General features: G+C 74.3%; 17 protein-coding genes. 8 read left to right on the top strand and 9 right to left on the bottom strand.

Annotated features, from left to right (window positions below; all coding sequences use genetic code 11):
• The first annotated feature begins 46 nt into the window (after positions 1 to 46).
• The 5 genes from paaA to paaE are packed head-to-tail and all read left to right on the top strand — an operon-like array spanning position 47 to position 3,907.
• Positions 47 to 1,012, top strand: a complete 966-nt coding sequence (paaA, locus tag O2W17_RS17400; protein ID WP_269193703.1) for a 1,2-phenylacetyl-CoA epoxidase subunit PaaA — start codon at positions 47 to 49, stop codon at positions 1,010 to 1,012.
• A complete protein-coding gene (gene paaB / locus O2W17_RS17395) occupies positions 1,009 to 1,374 on the top strand; it encodes a 1,2-phenylacetyl-CoA epoxidase subunit PaaB (RefSeq protein ID WP_442864583.1) in 366 nt (121 codons plus the stop codon). Before paaA ends, paaB begins: the two co-directional genes overlap by 4 nt.
• A gap of 17 nt (positions 1,375 to 1,391) precedes the next feature.
• Positions 1,392 to 2,303, top strand: coding sequence for a 1,2-phenylacetyl-CoA epoxidase subunit PaaC (paaC, locus tag O2W17_RS17390; protein ID WP_269193702.1), 912 nt, complete (start codon positions 1,392 to 1,394; stop codon positions 2,301 to 2,303).
• On the top strand, positions 2,300 to 2,812 hold the full coding sequence (gene paaD, locus O2W17_RS17385) for a 1,2-phenylacetyl-CoA epoxidase subunit PaaD (RefSeq protein WP_269193701.1): 513 nt from the start codon (positions 2,300 to 2,302) through the stop codon (positions 2,810 to 2,812). Before paaC ends, paaD begins: the two co-directional genes overlap by 4 nt.
• Positions 2,813 to 2,815: 3 nt before the next feature.
• Complete coding sequence (gene paaE / locus O2W17_RS17380; protein WP_269193700.1) at positions 2,816 to 3,907, top strand: 1,2-phenylacetyl-CoA epoxidase subunit PaaE; 1,092 nt, start codon at positions 2,816 to 2,818, stop codon at positions 3,905 to 3,907.
• A 21-nt stretch (positions 3,908 to 3,928) separates the two neighbouring features.
• Here paaE and O2W17_RS17375 read toward each other — a convergent pair whose 3' ends face one another.
• Entirely contained in the window at positions 3,929 to 5,179 is a 1,251-nt protein-coding gene (locus tag O2W17_RS17375) for a 3-deoxy-7-phosphoheptulonate synthase (RefSeq protein WP_269193699.1), read from the bottom strand.
• Positions 5,180 to 5,366: 187 nt separating this feature from the next.
• Here O2W17_RS17375 and O2W17_RS17370 point away from each other — a divergent pair, with 187 nt between their 5' ends.
• Entirely contained in the window at positions 5,367 to 5,570 is a 204-nt protein-coding gene (locus O2W17_RS17370) for a zinc-ribbon domain-containing protein (RefSeq protein WP_269193698.1), read from the top strand.
• 31 nt (positions 5,571 to 5,601) lie between these two features.
• Here the strand turns inward: O2W17_RS17370 and O2W17_RS17365 are convergent, their stop codons facing one another.
• The 3 genes from O2W17_RS17365 to O2W17_RS17355 are packed head-to-tail and all read right to left on the bottom strand — an operon-like array spanning position 5,602 to position 8,964.
• A complete protein-coding gene (locus tag O2W17_RS17365; RefSeq protein ID WP_269193697.1) occupies positions 5,602 to 7,080 on the bottom strand; it encodes a mannitol dehydrogenase family protein in 1,479 nt (492 codons plus the stop codon).
• A 13-nt stretch (positions 7,081 to 7,093) separates the two neighbouring features.
• Positions 7,094 to 8,194 carry a LacI family DNA-binding transcriptional regulator gene (locus O2W17_RS17360; protein ID WP_269193696.1) on the bottom strand — a complete coding sequence of 367 codons (1,101 nt, stop codon included), beginning with the start codon at positions 8,192 to 8,194 and terminating at the stop codon, positions 7,094 to 7,096.
• Positions 8,195 to 8,235: 41 nt separating this feature from the next.
• The gene (locus O2W17_RS17355) at positions 8,236 to 8,964 is read right to left on the bottom strand and encodes an SDR family oxidoreductase (RefSeq protein ID WP_269193695.1); all 729 of its coding nucleotides are present in this window, start codon (positions 8,962 to 8,964) and stop codon (positions 8,236 to 8,238) included.
• A gap of 221 nt (positions 8,965 to 9,185) precedes the next feature.
• On the opposite strand from O2W17_RS17355, the gene O2W17_RS17350 reads away from it, so the two are divergent.
• On the top strand, positions 9,186 to 9,881 hold the full coding sequence (locus O2W17_RS17350) for a nucleoside/nucleotide kinase family protein (RefSeq protein WP_269193694.1): 696 nt from the start codon (positions 9,186 to 9,188) through the stop codon (positions 9,879 to 9,881).
• 68 nt (positions 9,882 to 9,949) lie between these two features.
• On the opposite strand, the gene O2W17_RS17345 is transcribed toward O2W17_RS17350, so the two are convergent.
• Genes O2W17_RS17345 through O2W17_RS17330 form a run of 4 tightly spaced genes read right to left on the bottom strand, consistent with a single transcriptional unit; the run spans position 9,950 to position 13,921 of the window.
• The gene (locus O2W17_RS17345) at positions 9,950 to 10,939 is read right to left on the bottom strand and encodes an ABC transporter substrate-binding protein (RefSeq protein WP_269193693.1); all 990 of its coding nucleotides are present in this window, start codon (positions 10,937 to 10,939) and stop codon (positions 9,950 to 9,952) included.
• A complete protein-coding gene (locus O2W17_RS17340; protein ID WP_269193692.1) occupies positions 10,936 to 12,033 on the bottom strand; it encodes an ABC transporter permease in 1,098 nt (365 codons plus the stop codon). Before O2W17_RS17340 ends, O2W17_RS17345 begins: the two co-directional genes overlap by 4 nt.
• On the bottom strand, positions 12,030 to 12,788 hold the full coding sequence (locus O2W17_RS17335) for an ATP-binding cassette domain-containing protein (RefSeq protein WP_269193691.1): 759 nt from the start codon (positions 12,786 to 12,788) through the stop codon (positions 12,030 to 12,032). Before O2W17_RS17335 ends, O2W17_RS17340 begins: the two co-directional genes overlap by 4 nt.
• On the bottom strand, positions 12,785 to 13,921 hold the full coding sequence (locus tag O2W17_RS17330) for a LacI family DNA-binding transcriptional regulator (protein WP_269193690.1): 1,137 nt from the start codon (positions 13,919 to 13,921) through the stop codon (positions 12,785 to 12,787). Before O2W17_RS17330 ends, O2W17_RS17335 begins: the two co-directional genes overlap by 4 nt.
• A 268-nt stretch (positions 13,922 to 14,189) precedes the next feature.
• Here O2W17_RS17330 and O2W17_RS17325 point away from each other — a divergent pair, with 268 nt between their 5' ends.
• Positions 14,190 to 15,443, top strand: coding sequence for an AGE family epimerase/isomerase (locus O2W17_RS17325; RefSeq protein WP_269193689.1), 1,254 nt, complete (start codon positions 14,190 to 14,192; stop codon positions 15,441 to 15,443).
• A 4-nt stretch (positions 15,444 to 15,447) separates the two neighbouring features.
• Here O2W17_RS17325 and O2W17_RS17320 read toward each other — a convergent pair whose 3' ends face one another.
• Entirely contained in the window at positions 15,448 to 16,281 is an 834-nt protein-coding gene (locus O2W17_RS17320) for a class II fructose-bisphosphate aldolase (RefSeq protein ID WP_269193688.1), read from the bottom strand.
• Between the last annotated feature and the right edge of the window lie 71 nt (positions 16,282 to 16,352).

Below are 16,352 nucleotides of genomic sequence, written 5' to 3'. Positions count from 1 at the left end.
ACACTATTCCTGACCGGACGGTCAGTAAACAGCTCGAGGAGATCCGATGTCCGCGCCCACGCTGGACCGACCCGCGGCCGAGCGCCCCGACGAGGCCGCCCTGCAGCGGCAGTTCGACGCCACGATCGCCGCCGACCGGCGCATCGAGCCGCGCGACTGGATGCCCGAGGGCTACCGGAGGACGCTGGTCCGCCAGATCGCCCAGCACGCGCACTCGGAGATCATCGGGATGCAGCCGGAGGGCGACTGGCTGCTGGCGGCGCCGAGCATGCGGCGCAAGGCCATCCTGCTGGCCAAGGTGCAGGACGAGGCCGGTCACGGCCTGTACCTGTACTCGGCCGCGGAGACCCTCGGCGCGGACCGGGCCGACCTGACCGACAAGCTGATCGAGCGCCGGCAGAAGTACAGCTCGATCTTCAACTACCCCACGCCGACCTACGCCGACGTCGGCGTCATCGGCTGGCTGGTCGACGGCGCCGCGATCTGCAACCAGGTGCCGCTGTGCCGCTCCTCCTACGGCCCCTACGCCCGGGCGATGATCCGGGTCTGCAAGGAGGAGTCCTTCCACCAGCGGCAGGGCTACGAGCTGCTGATGACGATGATGCGCGGCACCGACGCGCAGCGGGCGATGGTGCAGGACGCCGTCGACCGGTGGTGGTGGCCGTCGCTGATGATGTTCGGCCCGCCGGACGACGACAGCCCGAACTCGGCGCAGTCGATGGCCTGGGGCATCAAGCGGCACAGCAACGACGAGCTGCGTCAGCGCTTCGTCGACATGACCGTTCCCCAGGCGGCGGTGCTCGGCGTGACCCTGCCCGACCAGGAGCTGGCCCCGGACCCGGAGACCGGCCGCTACCGGTTCGGCGCCATCGACTGGTCGGAGTTCAAGCAGGTGCTGGCCGGCCACGGGCCGTGCAACGACGAGCGGATCGCCCGGCGGCGGGCCGCCCGCGACGACAACGCCTGGGTGACCGAGGCCGCGACCGCGTACGCCCGGAAGCACGAGTCGTGAGCGACGTCACCGCGGAGGGCGGGCACGGCGCCGTCCCGACCGGGCCGCAGGTACCCGTGGAGGACCAGCCGGCCGTCAGCCGGCGGGACTGGCCGCTCTACGAGGTGTTCGTCCGGGGGAAGCGCGGCCTCAACCACGTGCACGTGGGTTCGCTGCACGCGCCCGACGACGAGATGGCGGTGCACGCCGCCCGCGACCTCTACACCCGGCGCAACGAGGGCGTGAGCATCTGGGTGGTGCGGGCCGCCGACATCACCGCCTCCAGCCCCGACGAGAAGGACCCGATGTTCGCCCCCAGCGGCGACAAGGTCTACCGGCACCCGACGTTCTACGAGATCCCCGAGAACGTCCCCCACATGTGAGACGACGGAAGGCTGGCATGGGGCACGAGGAGACGGTCTACGAGGCGCTCGACTCCGCGCACGGCGGCGAGGGCCAGTGGGCGTTCGGCACCGGGTTCGACGAGCCGCTGGCCGGGGTGGACACCACCGTGCCCGACGGCATCGACCCGGCCGACCTGGGCGCCTACTGCCTGATGCTCGGCGACGACGCCCTCGTGCTCGCCCAGCGGCTCACGCAGTGGGTCACCGCGGCCCCCGAGCTCGAGGAGGAGGTGGCGGTCGCCAACATCGCCCTGGACCTGCTCGGCCAGGCCCGGCTGCTGCTCGCCCGCGCGGGCTCGGTCGGCGTCCTCGGCCGCTCCCGGGACACGGCGACCGCGTCGATCCCCGACGAGGACGCGCTGGCGTACTTCCGCGATGCCGACGAGTTCCGGTGCACCGGCCTCGTCGCCGCCCCGAACGGCGACTTCGGGCAGACGATGGTCCGGCTGCTCGCCGCCGCGACGACCCGGCTCGCCGTCTTCGCCCGGCTGCGGGACTCGCGCGACCCGGTGCTCGCCGCCATCGCCGCCAAGGGCGTCGCCGAGCTCACCTACCACCGCGACCACGCCGCCCGCTGGGTGCTGCGCCTGGGCGACGGCACGCCGGAGTCACACCGCCGGGCGCAGGCCGGTGCCGACGCGGTCTGGCCGCTGCTGGCCGACGCCTTCACCGCGACCGACGTCGAGCAGCGGCTCGTCGGGGCCGGCGTCGCGGCCGACCCGGCCGGCACCCGCGAGGAGGTCGTCGGCGTGCTCACCCAGGTCCTCGACCGGGCGACGCTGCGCGTGCCGGCCTGGCCGGCGGACGCCCCGCCGCGCGGCCGGCTCGGGCTGCACGGGGCGGAGCTGGCGGTGCTGCTCGCCGAGCTCCAGGGACTCGCCCGCGAGCACCCGGCGGCGACGTGGTGACGACGCCGACGAGCACGGCCGACCCGCGCGGCGTGGCGGAGTCCGTCACCGACCCCGAGCTGCCCATGGTCACCCTCGCCGACCTCGGCGTCCTCCGCGACGTCCGCACCGAGGACGACGGCACCGTGGTCGTGGAGATCACGCCCACCTACAGCGGCTGCCCCGCCATGGGGGTGATGCGGGCCGACCTCGTGCACGCGCTCCACCGGGCGGGCTTCCCGGACGTCGACGTCCGCACCGTCCTGGCCCCCGCCTGGAGCACCGACTGGATCAGCGCCGAGGGCCGCCGCAAGCTCGCCGCCGGCGGCATCGCCCCACCCGGGCCCGCCCCGGAGCGCACGACCGGGCCGGTGCCGCTCTCGCTGGGCCCGACGCGGCGCACCGCCTCGTGCCCGCTGTGCGGATCCCCCGACACCGTCGAGCAGAGCGAGTTCAGCGCCACCGCCTGCAAGGCCCTCCGCCGCTGCCGCGCCTGCGGCGAGCCGTTCGAGCACGTCAAGGAGATCTGAGCCGTGTCCAGCGCAGAGACCGCGGCGCCCGCGCGCCGCCGGCCGCGGTTCCACCCGCTGACCGTGGCGCAGGTGGAGCGGCTGACCGACGACGCCGTCGCCGTCACCTTCGACGTGCCCGACCACCTGGCCGAGGACTACCGCTTCCGGCCCGGGCAGGCCCTCACCCTGCGGCGGGTGGACGGCGACCGCGACGAGCGCCGCTCCTACTCCATCTGCGCGCCGGTGGGCGCCGCGCCCCGCGTCGGGGTGCGCGAGGTGCCCGGCGGGTTCTTCTCCGCCTACCTCGTCCACCAGGTGCGGCCCGGCGACACGATCGAGGTGCTGCCGCCGTCGGGCACCTTCACCGCCGACCTCTCCGTCCCCGGCGACCACGTCTTCGTCGTCGCCGGCTCGGGGATCACCCCGGCGCTGTCACTGGCCGGCACCGTCCTGGGCGACGACGAGTCGACGGTGACCGTCTTCTACGGCAACCGGCGGACGAACACGGTGATGTTCGCCGACGAGCTGGCCGACCTGAAGGACCGCTACGGCACCCGCCTGCAGCTGGTGCACGTCCTCTCCCGCGAGCCCCGCGACGCCGAGCTGACCAGCGGCCGGCTCGACGGCCCCCGTCTCCGCACGCTCGTGGACAACCTGGTCGACGCGCCGCACGTGGACCACTGGTGGCTGTGCGGGCCGCACGGGATGGTCGGCGACGCCCGCGCGCTGCTGGCCGAGCTCGGCGTGCCCCGCGAGCGCGTGCACCAGGAGCTCTTCTACGTCGACGACGTCCCGCCGGAGCCGGTCCGCGGTGACGAGGAGACCGTCGAGGGTCCCAGCTCGCAGGTGACCGTCGTCCTCGACGGGCGGACCACCACGCTGGCCCTCCCCCGCGACGTGCCGGTGCTGGACTCCGCGCAGCGGGTCCGCGGCGACCTGCCGTTCGCCTGCAAGGGCGGCGTCTGCGGCACCTGCCGGGCGCGGGTGACCGACGGCGAGGTGGAGATGCGCCGCAACTACGCGCTGGAGGCCGCGGAGGTGGCGGCCGGCTACGTCCTCACCTGCCAGGCGCTGCCGCTCTCCGACGCCGTGACCGTCGACTACGACGCCTGAGCCGTCGCGGCTCCGATCCGGTCAGCTGCGCCCGGCGAGCTCCCGCCGCGCCCGCACCGCCGCCGCGAGCTCGGCCAGCATCTCCTCCGTGGTGTCGAGGTCGACGCACGCGTCGGTGACGCTGCAGCCGTAGGCCAGCCGCTCGGGGTGGCGCTGGTCGAGGTCCTGCCGACCGGCGACGAGGTTGCTCTCCACCATCACGCCGCGGATGGCTCGCTCGCCCCCGGCGATCTGCGCGGCGAGGTCGCGCACGACCCCGGGCTGACGCCGGTGGTCCTTCTGGCTGTTGCCGTGGGAGGCGTCGACCACGACCACCTCGGGCAGCCCGCGGGCGGCCAGCTTCTGCGTCGTCACGGCGATGTGCGCCGCGGAGTAGTTGGGGCCGGACTTGTCCCCGCGCAGGATGACGTGCCCGGTGGCGTTGCCCGTCGTCGACAGCTGGGCGCTCACGCCGTGCGCGTCGACACCGAGGAACTGGTGCGGCGCGCGGGCGGCCATGATCGCCTGGATCGCGGCGTCGATGCTCCCCTCGGGGGAGTTCTTGAACCCGACGACGGACGAGAAGCCCGACACCCGCTCCCGCGCGGTCTGGTCGGTGACGTTCCGGGCGCCCACGCCGTTGTAGGTGACCAGCCCGTCGACGTACTGGGGCGTGAGCGCGTTGAGCGGCTCCGCGGCGACCGGCACGCCGAGCTCGGTGATCCGGGACATCAGCATGCGGGTGGCCACCAACCCGACGCTGATCCGGCTGGAGCCGTCCAGGTACGGGTCGTACGCGAACCCCTTCCAGTCCACCTCGGTCCGCGGCTTCTCGGTGTAGGTGCGCATGAGGATCTCGAGGTCCGCGCCGTGCCGCTCCCGCATGCGGGCGAGGAAGCCGGCGTACTCGACGGCGGCCGCCGGGTCGTGGATCGAGCACGGGCCGGCGATCACGACCACCCGGTCGTCGGTGCCGTCGAGGACGGCGGTCGCGGACCGGCGCGCGGCCCGGGTCGTGGCGACCGACGCCTCGGACAGCGGGACGACGGAGGCGACGGCGGCCGGGGTGACCACGACGCTGAGGCCGGTGATCCGCGCGTCCACCAGCCCGGCGAGGTCCGTGGCGGGCGCGCTCGCGACGCCCAGCCGTTGCCGCACCTCCGGCAGCAGCGCGGCCAGGGCGGCCTCGATCTGCCCGTTCACCCGGGTCTGCACGTCGATGAGCAGATCGGTGATCCGGGTGGCGTCCGCCAGGGTCCGGTCCGGCGCACCGGCGAGCTCCTCCGTCGTCACGGGTCCTCCAACGCCTCGATGGGGCCGCACCGCGGGCGGCGGTCCGGCTCGGTCAGCATCCCGCGCCCCCGTCCCCGCACTCGCACCCGGCCCCCGCCGGCGCAGGACGGCGGTCGGGCCCTGCCCCCCGGGCCACGGGCACGCGGTCGCCCGAGCGGCGTGCCGGCCGGCTCCCTACGCTGACGGAGTGTTCTTCCTCTTCGGGTTCGGCACCAGGCAGAAGCACCTCGGCCCCGGGGACACCCGGACCTGCCCGAACTGCTCCAACACCACGCGGTGGGCGCGGGTCCGGCAGTACAAGCAGTTCTCGCTGTTCTTCGTGCCGGTCGCCCGCTGGAATCGCCGGCAGCTCGAGGTCTGCGGCGTCTGCGGCTTCACCGTGGCGGCCTGACCGCGCTCCTCCACCCGTCGTCGGGGCGCGGTCACTTGCCGAGGGTGCGTGCCGTCGCCGTCCGGGCCCCGAACCGGTCCAGCAGCGCCGCCGCCTGCGAGTAGGCGCGGCGGAACCGGTCGTCCCCGGCGAGGTCGCCGAACACCTCCCCCACGGTCAGGACGGCCAGCGGGTCCCGGTGCCGCAGCAGCGGCGCCAGCCGGTCCGAGCGGGCGTCCACCACGGCGATCGGGTCGCCGTCCTCGTCGGTCCCGGCGGCGTACCGGGCCCAGGCCGCCACGGCCAGCACCGACAGCTCGAACGGGCCGCCGGAGGCGAGCTGCTCGCGGATCACCGGGAGCACGAAGGTGGCGATCCGCTCCGACCCCTCCGCGCAGTTCCGGGCCAGCGTGTCGCTGACCGCGGGATTGGCGAAGCGCGCGAGCAGGGTGCGCCGGTACTCCGCGAGATCGGTGTCCGGCACCGGCGGGAGGGTCGGCGTGGCCTCCAGCCGCATGTACCGCTCGACCAGCTCGGCGAAGAGCGGGTCGGCCATCACCTCGTCGACCCGGCGGTGCCCGGCCAGGTAGCCCAGGTAGGACATCACCTGGTGGCTGGCGTTGAGCAGCCGCAGCTTCATCAGCTCGTAGGGGCGCACGTCCGCCACCAGCTGGACGCCGGCCTCGTCCAGCGGCGGTCGCGCGTCGCTGAACCGGTCCTCCAGCACCCACTGCAGGTACGGCTCGGCCACCACCGGCCACCGGTCGGCCATGCCCGTCTCGGCCGTCAGCCGCCGGCGGTCCTCGTCGGTGGTGGCGGGGGTGATCCGGTCGACCATCGAGTTCGGGAAGGCGACGGAGGCGGCGATCCAGTCGGCCAGCCCGTCGCCGGTCCGCTCCTCCTGCAGCCGGGCGAACTCCACCAGCGTCTGGCGCGCCAGGTCGCCGTTGCTCTCCACGTTGTCGCAGGAGACCACGGTGAACGGCGGCGTCCCGGCCGCGCGCCGCCGGCGCAGCGCCTCGGTGAGCAGGCCGAACGCGGTGCGCGGGTGCGGGCCGGTGAGATCGGCGGCGAGCGCATCGTCCAGCCGGAAGCGCCCGGTCGACTTGTCGGTGCTGTAGCCCCCCTCGGTGATGGTCATGGTGACCATCCGGGTCGCCGGCGCGGCCATCGCCGCCAGCACCGCCTCGGGGTCGTCGTCCAGCAGCAGGAGCGCGACCAGCGAACCGACCACGGACGGCTCGATCGACCCGTCCGACGCCTTCAGCACCAGCGTGTAGAGCCCGTCCTGGGCGCGCAGGGCCTCGTGCAGCGGGCGGTCGGCGGCGAGCACCCCGATCCCGGTGATCCCCCACCCCGCGTGCCCGAGGGCCAGCAGCCGGTCGAAGTAGGCCGCCTGGTGCGACCGGTGGAAGCCACCGACGCCCAGGTGGACGACGCCGCTGCCGGCCGCGGCGCGGTCGTAGCCGGGCCGCCGCACCGCCTCGGGCAACGCGGGCAGGGTCGTCTCGCTCAGCGGGATGGCGGTCACGGAAGGGGCTCCTCTACGAGCGACGGAGGGATGTCGGGGAACGGGTGCCGCCCCCCGCCGGTGCGGCGGAGCCGGCGCCCCAGACGCCGGTCCCCGACTCCGGGGACGAGGACGGGAACAGCGTCGACGCGTCCGCCGGCGACCAGCACGACCGGCGTTCGACGAGCCGGACCGGGACGATCGTGCGCCGGCGGAACCGCCGGTCGGGTGCGCCGAGCCGCTCGACCACCCGCTCGGCGGCCAGCCGTCCCAGGGTGGCCGGGTCCTGGTCGACGACGGTCAGCGCCGGCGACAGCATGTGCGCCATCGGGAAGTCGCCGAAGCCGACGACGGCCCAGCTGCTGCCGGCCAGCACGGGGACGAGCGCCATCGTCGTCCGGGCGTCGCCGCTGACCAGCGCCGTCGGTGGCGACGCCGCCGACCGGAGCCGGGCTACCACCCGCCGGGCGCTCTCCCGGTCGTCGGCGCCGAACGCGACGAGCTCGTCCCTGGGCGGCAGCCCGGCGTCGGCCAGCGCGGACCGGTGCCCGGCGAGGCGCTCCCCGGTGGTGGTCATGGCGGGGTCGTCCCCCACGAAGGCGATGTCCCGGTGGCCGTGCGCGACGAGGTGCGCGGTCGCCAGGCGGCCACCCTCGTGGTCGTCGCCGGTGAAGGCGTCGGCGGTCAGTCCCCGGGGCGGCCGGTCGACGAAGACGATCGGGAGCCGGGTCGCCCAGGTGCCGAGGTGGGCCTGGTCCGAGGACGTCGGCGCGACGACCAGCCCGCTCAGCGACCGGCGCAGCAGCGACTCGAGCGCCCCCGCCTCGCGCCGTGCGTCGTACCCGGTGCTGCTGACGACGACGGCCAGATCGGCACGCACGGCGACGTCCTCCACCGCCTTGGCCAGGACGGCGAAGAAGGGGTCGGCCAGGTCGGGGACCGCCACGCCCAGCGCCGGGGGGCGCCCGGTGCGGAAGGTCCGGGCCACCGAGTTCGGGACGTAGCCCAGCTCGCGCAGCGCATCGCCCACCCGGGCCCTGGTCTCCGGCAGCACGTGCGGGTCGTCGTTGAAGACCCGGGAGACGGTCTTGGCGCTGACCCCGGCGCGTGCGGCGACGTCCCGCATCGTCGTCATCGCGCGACGGCCCCCGGCCGGGCCGGCCTGGCAGCCACGGCTCAGCGGGCGGTGTAGCCGCCGTCGACGGGCAGCGACACCCCGGAGATCATCGAGGCGTCGTCGCTCAGCAGGAAGACGATCGGCGCGGCGATCTCGTCCTCGGTCGCCCACCGCCCCAGCGGCATCTGGTCCAGGAACGGCCCCTCGATGTCGGGCCGCCCCCAGTACCAGGCCGACATCTCGGTCATGACCACGGTCGGGTTCACGCTGTTCACCCGGATGCCGTACCGGCCCAGCTCGAGCGCCGAGACGCGGGTGATGTTGTCCAGCGCCGCCTTCGACGAGCCGTAGGAGATGTGGCCGGGCAGCGCCACCAGGCCGGCCTGGCTGGAGACGTTGACGATCGCACCGCCCCTGCCCAGGCGGATCATCGAGGCCGAGGCGTACTTCGTGACGAGCAGCGAGCCGCGCGCGTTGATGCTGATGACCTGGTCGAAGACGGAGATGTCGGTCTCCATCGGGGTGGCGATCTCGCCCCCGAAGCCGCCGCAGTTGACCACGCCCCAGAGGTCCAGCCCCTCGAGCGCCGTGCGGACGCTGTCCTCCGACGTGAGGTCGAAGGCCAGCGGGCGGGCGCCGGTCTCGGCGGAGAGCTTCTCCAGCGTCTCGACCGACCGGCCGCTGGCGATGACGTCGGCGCCGGCGGCCACGAGCCGGCGGACGGTGGCGCCGCCGATGCCGCCGGAGGCCCCGGTGACCAGCACGGTGCGGCCGGTGAAGTCGGTCATGGAAGCGCATCTCCTCAGCAGGTGCCGTCTCGGTCGTGCACCGCCGCGCCTGCGCCGGTCCGCGGGTCGATGCAACCACACCGCGGCCGCCATGTCACCGGTGACATGGTGGTCCACCGTCCGCGTTGACGGCGACGCCGGCCCGTCCCTACCCTGCTCCGTGGCCCGGGTGCGGCCACCCCGCGCCGCCCGCCGGCAGCCGGACCGAGAGGGCGTGGACGGTGCACGAGCAGGCTCCGCCCGTCGCGGGCCCCCCGCCGGTCGTCCGCGCGACGCTGCAGCAGCTGGTCGACCGGGCCGCGACCCTGGCGGTCCCCGGCAGCCGGCGCATCCTCGGCATCACCGGCGCACCGGGCGCGGGCAAGTCGACCCTGTGCGCGGCGCTGCTCGGCTCGCTCGGTGCGCGGGCGGCCCTCGTCGGGATGGACGGGTTCCACTACGCCAACGTGGAGCTGGCGCGCCTGGGCCGCAGCGACCGAAAGGGCGCGCCGGACACCTTCGACGTCGACGGTTACGTCGCCCTGCTCCGCCGGTTGCGCACGCCGCCCGCCGTCCCGGTCCTCGCCCCGGTGTTCGACCGCGCCCTCGAGGAGCCGATCGGCAGCGCCGTCCCGGTCACACCGGACACCCAGCTGGTGCTCACCGAGGGGAACTACCTGCTCCTCGACGAGCACGGCTGGTCGGCGGTGCGCCCGTGCCTGGACGAGGTCTGGTACCTCGACGTCCCGCCGGAGGTGCGCGAGCGCCGCCTGCTCCGCCGGCGGCGGTCCTACGGCCACGAGCCGCAGGCGGCCGAGGACTGGGTCCGCACCGTCGACGGGCGCAACGGCCGCACCGTCGAGGCGTCCCGGTCGCGCGCCGACCTCGTCGTCCACCTCGACGTCCCGGAGACCACCGGCGACGACGTCGCCGGCTGAACCCGGGGACGGACGCGCGACGCCCCGCCCCTCGGGAGAGGGACGGGGCGCCGTGCGTCGCTGAGGGATCAGCAGTCGGAGCGGTACAGCGCGTCCTCGTTGTCGGCCAGGTTCTCCTGCGTGAGGATGGTGAACCCGGTCTGGATCTCGGCCTCGGGCTCCTCGCCGTTCAGCTCCGCGATGACCTGCTCGAGGCCCTGCCGGCCGATCTCGGCCGGCTGCTGGGCGACGAGGGCCTGCACGGTGCCGTTCTCCAGCGCCTCCACCTGGGCGGGGCCGGCGTCGAACCCGACGACGGTCACCTGCTCCTCGGCGCCGGCCTGACGGAGGCCGGTGGCCGCACCTTCGGCGGCGAACAGGTTCGTGCCGAAGATGCCGACCAGGTCCGGGTTCGACTGCAGCGTCGAGGTGACGATGCGGGCGCCCTCGGCGACCTGGTTGGCCGCGTACTGCGTGGGCAGGGCGGTGAACTTCGGGTCCTCGGCCAGAGCGTCGAGGAAGCCCTTGATCCGCGCCTCGTTGGTGCTGATCCCGGGCTCGTGGCCGACGACGAGCACCTCGCCCCCGTCCGGGTTGGCCGCCTGGATCGCCTCGAACGCCGCGGCGCCACCGCCCTCGTTGTCCGAGGCGACCTGGGTGACCGCCATGGACGGGTCCTCCAGGGTGGTGTCGACCAGGCCGACGGTGATCCCGGCGTCCGCCGCTGCCTTGATCGGGCGGTACATCGCGCTGATGTCGGTCGGGGCGATGAGCAGCCCGTCCGGTGCGCTGGCCACGACGCTGTCGACGATCGGGGTCTGCAGCGCGGGGTCGAAGTCCTGCGGACCCTGGGTGGTGACCTCGACGCCGAGCTCCTCGGCCGCCTCCTGGATGCCGCATTCCATGGTGATGTAGAACTCGTCGCCGGCGACGCCCTGGACGAAGGCGATCTCGTAGGCCTCCGAGCCCCCTCCGCCCGCGGCGGAGCCGCCCTCACCGGCGTCGTCACCGCCACAGGCGGCGAGGCCGAGGGCGAGCGCCGAGATGGCGGCGATCCTGGCAGTGGTGGTTCTGTTCACTGTGCTTCCTTTCGACGTGCCCCTGATGGGCGGGAGAACCGGGAGAGCAGAGAGCGGCGGGTGCTCGCCCCGCGGCTCGCCGCGGCGCGGCGGACCTGGTCGACGTACACCGCGGCGATGAGGAACGCACCGACGACGACCTGCTGCCAGAAGGACTGGACGCCCATGATCACGAAGCCGTTCTGCAGGACGGCGGGGATGAAGAGGCCGATCACCGTGCCGGCGATCGTGCCGATCCCGCCGAAGAGGCTCGTGCCGCCGATGACGACACCGGCGATCACGTTGAGCGCGGTGTTCGACTGCCCGGCGATCGTGGTCGACGAGAAGAACGCGAGGTTCAGGATGCCGGCCAGCCCGGCGCAGAAACCGGCCAGCGTGTACACCAGGATCAGGTGCCGATCAGCCTTCACGCCGACCCGTCGCGCGGCCTCGTCGTTGGACCCGACGGCGTAGGTGTACCGGCCGAACCGGGTGCGGTGCAGGATCACCGCGCCGATCACCACGACCAGCAGCGCGATGAGCGACAGGTACGGGATCTGGCCGAACAGCCGGCCGAAGCCCACCGTGTCGGTCAGCACGGTGGGGGCGCCGCGCAGGTCGATGCCGCCGGTGAGGATCTGGGCGGCGCCCAGCGCCATGCCGAGCGTCCCGAGGGTGACGATCAGCGGCGGCACCTTGAGGCGGGCGATGACCACGCCGTTGAACAGACCCCACAACGTGCCCGAGGCGCAGGCGGCCAGGGCACCGAGGATCGACACGCCGACGCCCTGGCCACCGAGGGCCTCCATGAGCTTGGCCGCGACCACGCCGCTGAAGACGAGCACGCTGCCGACGGAGAGGTCGATGCCCCCGGTGATGATGATGAACGTCATCCCGACGCCGATGATCGCCAGGATCGAGACGTTGACGACGACGTTGCGGAAGTTGTTCACCGACAGGAACGCGGCGGGCTCGGCGAGGCTGAACAGCACGATCAGGATCAGCAGCACGCCCAGGATCTGGAACGCCTGGGCACCCACGAGGCGCTGCAGCGCGGTCTTCGGCTGCTCCTCGTCGGCGACGGCGTCCTGCTCCGGCTCGGTCGCGGTGGTCACGCCGCCTCCTGGTTGATCGCGCCGGTCATGGCCCCCACCAGTTCCTCCATCGAGGTCTTCTTGGCGTCGTAGGTCGCCACCCGGCGGCCGAGCCGCAGCACCTGGATGCGGTCGGCCACCTCGATCACGTGCGGCATCGAGTGGCTGATGAGGACGACGGCGATGCCGCGGTCGCGCACCCGCCGGATCAGGTCCAGCACGTTGCGGGTCTGCACGACGCCGAGGGCCGCGGTGGGCTCGTCGAGGAAGATGACCCGGCTGGCCCAGGCGGCGGCGCGCGCCACGGCGATCTGCTGCCGCTGGCCGCCGGACATCGCGCCGACCGGTGCCGAGAAGTCCCGCACCGTCGCCCCGAGGTCGGCGAACGCCCGCTGGGTCTTCTCCTTCATCTCCGCGTGGTCCATGAAGCCCAGCCGGCCCAGCAGGCCGGAGCGCATGACCTCCCGCCCCAGGTACATGTTCTGCACCGGGTCGAGGTGCGGGGCGAGCGCGAGGTCCTGGTAGACGGTCTCGATGCCCAGCGCACGGGCCGCGGCGGGGGTGTCGATCGTGACCCGCTTCCCGTCGCTGTAGAGCTCGCCGGAGTCGATCGCGAGCGAACCCGACAGCGCCTTCACCAGGGTGCTCTTCCCGGCGCCGTTGTCGCCGATCAGGGCGACCACCTCGCCGGGGTCGATGTCGAAGTCGGCGCCGTCGAGGGCACGGACGTGCCCGAACTCGCGCCGGAGGCCCCGAGCCTCGAGTGCGTAGGTCATCGCGCCCCCTCCTGTGCGTGCGGCGACGTCATGGTTGACGCCCTCCCTCCTGCTCCGTTGTGCGCCCTGTCCTGCGATCCGTCCTGCGCCAGGACGACGTCCTGGTCCCGCCGCCGCGGGCGCCCCGCTCCCGGCGGCGGCAGCTCGCCGGAGCCGCGCGGCACCAGCCGCACGGGCACCGTGACCGTCTCCGCCGGGGCGTCGAGGTCGTCGAGCCGGTGGAACAGCCGCTCGGCGGCGGCGCGGCCGATGACCTCGGGGTCGTGGTCGATGACCGTGACCGCCGGGACGAGCGAGTCGGCCATCGGGAAGTCGTCGAAGCTGACCACCGCCACGTCGGTGCGTCCGCGGCCGTGCAGCAGCGGCACCAGACCCAGCGAGCAGCGCATGTTCGAGGAGAAGATCGCGGTGGGCGGCCGCGGGCCGTCGAGCAGCCGCTCGGCCGCGGCACGGGCCTCGCGGGCCGAGCCGGCACCCACGGCCACGAGCGACTCGTCCTCGGGCAGCCCGCACGCGGCCAGCGCCCGGCGGTACCCGGCCAGCCGCAGCCGGGTCGTCGGGTTGCGCAACTCGGAGCCCAGGAAGGCGACCCGGCGGTGGCCGTGGTCGAGGAGGTGGCGGGTCGCCATGTCCCCGGCGGCGAGGTCGTCGACCAGGACGGCGTCGCTGACGATCCCCTCCGGCAGCCGGTCCACGAAGACGATCGGCGTCCGCCGGCCCGCCCCGGCGAGGTAGGCGTGGCTCTGCGCCATGGGCGCGACGATGAGGCCGGCGACCTGGCGGACGAGCAGGCTCTCCACGATCAGCGGCTCCCGCTCCGGCTCGCGGTTGCCGACGCTGGAGACCATGACCGCCAGGCCCCGCTCGTGGGCCGCCTGCTCGACGGCGCTGGTGAGCCGGGCGAAGAACGGGTCGGCGAGGCTCTCCACGACCAGTCCGACCACGTCGGTGCGGCCCACGCGCAGCGAGCGGGCGACCAGGTTGGGCTGGAAGCCCAGGTCCGCGATCGCCTGCTGCACCCGGGCCCGCGTGCCGGGGGTGACGTGGGCGTCGCCGTTCACGACCCGGGAGACCGTCTTCGCGCTGACCGCCGCGAGGTGGGCGACGTCACGCAGCGTGACGCGCTCACGCACGACTGCCGCCCTGCGGCAGTCCGGACCGCACGCCACCCAGCGGGCAGGCGGTCGGGGCGGGATCGGGCACGGCGCGCACCTTTGCGGGTCGTCGAACGGTCATGGTGTGACCCGCGCCATGCAACAACCGCGTTGTCATCGATGTCAAGCCATCGATATCTTCCCGAGACCTGGCTGTCGCACGCAGCGAGCCCCCGCTACCGCAGGAGCTAGGGTCCCTCCACCGACTGCTCCGGCCGGCCCGGTCGGCCATCCCCGAGGAGGACGCATGACGACGACCGGTGACTCCCCGCAGTCAGGCTCCTGGACCTCGCTGCCGGCCCACCGGGCCTGGCTGGACGCCGAGGGCGAGCGGCTGCTCGCCTTCGCCGAGGCCGCGGGCGGGGCCGCGTCGGGCTTCGCGTGGCTCGACGACGACGGCCGCCCCGACCCCGCCCAGCCGCCGCAGCTGTGGATCACCGCCCGGATGACGCACGTGTTCGCCCTGGCCTGCCTGCGCGGCCGCCCCGGCGCCGGGCCGCTGGTCGACTCCGGCCTGGCCGCGCTGGCCGGCCCGTTCCGGGACGCCGAGCACGGCGGCTGGTACTCGTCCCTGGCCGCCGACGGCGCGCCCGCGGCCACCGACAAGTCGGCCTACGACCACGCCTTCGTCGTCCTGGCCGCCGCCAGCGCCACCGCCGCCGGGCGGCCGGGCGCCGCGGAGCTCCTGGCGGAGGCGCTGTCGGTGGTCGAGCAGCACTTCTGGTCGGCCGAGGAGGGCCGGGGCCTGGAGAGCTGGGACCGGACCTGGACCGAGCCGGAGGCGTACCGCGGCGCGAACAGCAACATGCACACGGTCGAGGCCTTCCTCACCGCCGCGGCCGTCACCGGCGACGACCGGTGGCTGACCCGCGCCCTCAGCATCGCCGAGCGGCTCGTGCACCGGGCGGCCCGGGAGAACTCCTGGCGCCTGCCCGAGCACTTCGATCCGCAGTGGCAGCCGCTGCCCGAGTACAACGCCGACCGGAAGAACGACAAGTTCCGCCCCTACGGCTCCACCCCCGGCCACTGGCTGGAGTGGTCCCGGCTGCTGCTCCACCTCGAGGCCGCGCTCGGCGCCGACGCCCCCGACTGGCTGCTGCCCGACGCGCGCAGCCTGTTCGACGCCGCCGTCGAGGTCGGCTGGGCGCCCGACGGCGAGCCCGGTTTCGTCTACACGCTGGACTGGGCGGACCGGCCGGTCGTCGCCTCCCGGCTGCACTGGGTGCTCACCGAGGCCATCGGCGCGGCGGCCGCGCTGGTCCGGCGCACCGGCGACCCGGGCTACGAGCGCTGGTACCGCACGTTCTGGGACGAGGCCGCCACCCGCTTCATCGACCGCGAGCACGGCAGCTGGGTGCACGAACTGCCGGTCGGGGACGCCGACGCCGTCTGGTCGGGCAAGCCGGACGTCTACCACGCCTACCAGGCGACCCTGCTGCCGCAGCTCCCGCTGGCCCCGGTGCTGGCGGCCGCCCTCCGGCAGGAGCTCGGTGACGACTGACCGGTCAGCCGGCGAGCAGCCGGACCAGCCGCTCGACCTCCAGCGCGGTCGCCGTGCGGGCCGCCCCGAGATACTTCCGGGGGTCGACGAGCGCCGGATCGGCGGCGAGGGCGTCGCGGACCGCCCGGGTGAAGGTGCCGTTCAGGTGCGTCGAGATGTTGATCTTCGTCATCCCGGCGGCGACGGCCTCCTGCAGGTGGTCGTCCGGGACGCCGGAGGACCCGTGCAGCACCAATGGCACCGGCACGGCGTCCCGGATGGCGCTGATCAGGTCCAGGTCGAGCCGCGCCGTGCGCGTCGTCATGGCGTGCGAGCTGCCCACGGCCACCGCGACCGCGTCGATCCCGGTCGCCTCGACGAACCGGGCGGCGTCCTCCGGCCGGGTGCGCACGCCCGGGGCGTGCACGCCGTCCTTGCCCCCGATCTCGCCGATCTCGGCCTCCACCGAGACGCCGCGGTCGTGCGCCCGTTCCACGACACCGCGGGTGGTGGCGAGGTTCTCCTCGACCGGCAGCGTCGAGCCGTCGAACATCACCGACGTGAACCCGAGCGCGAGGGCCTGCGCCACCAGGTCCAGGTCGGTGGCGTGGTCCAGGTGCACCACGACCGGGACGGCGGCGGCGTCGGCGACGGCGAGCATGGCGCTGCCGACCGGCGCGAGCGCGCCGTGGTAGCGCACCGCGTTCTCGCTCAGCTGCAGCACCGTGGGCCGGCCGGCCGCCTCCGCACCGGCCACGATGGCCTCGGCGTGCTCGACCTGGATGACGTTGAAGGCGCCGAGCCCGCCACGGGCCTGCGCGGCCGTGGACAGGACGTCGGTCAGTGCTGCGCGTGGCACGGGGTGCTCCTCGGGTCGGTCGTCCCCCGGCACGGTCCGGGCCGTGCCCGGGGGGTGGCAGAGCGGGCCCG

Origin of the sequence: Blastococcus sp. VKM Ac-2987, from assembly GCF_026967805.1 — a bacterium.
Classification (GTDB): domain Bacteria; phylum Actinomycetota; class Actinomycetes; order Mycobacteriales; family Geodermatophilaceae; genus Blastococcus.
Note: the sequence above shows the minus strand (reverse complement) of the source record. Positions and strands in the feature narration are given on the sequence as shown.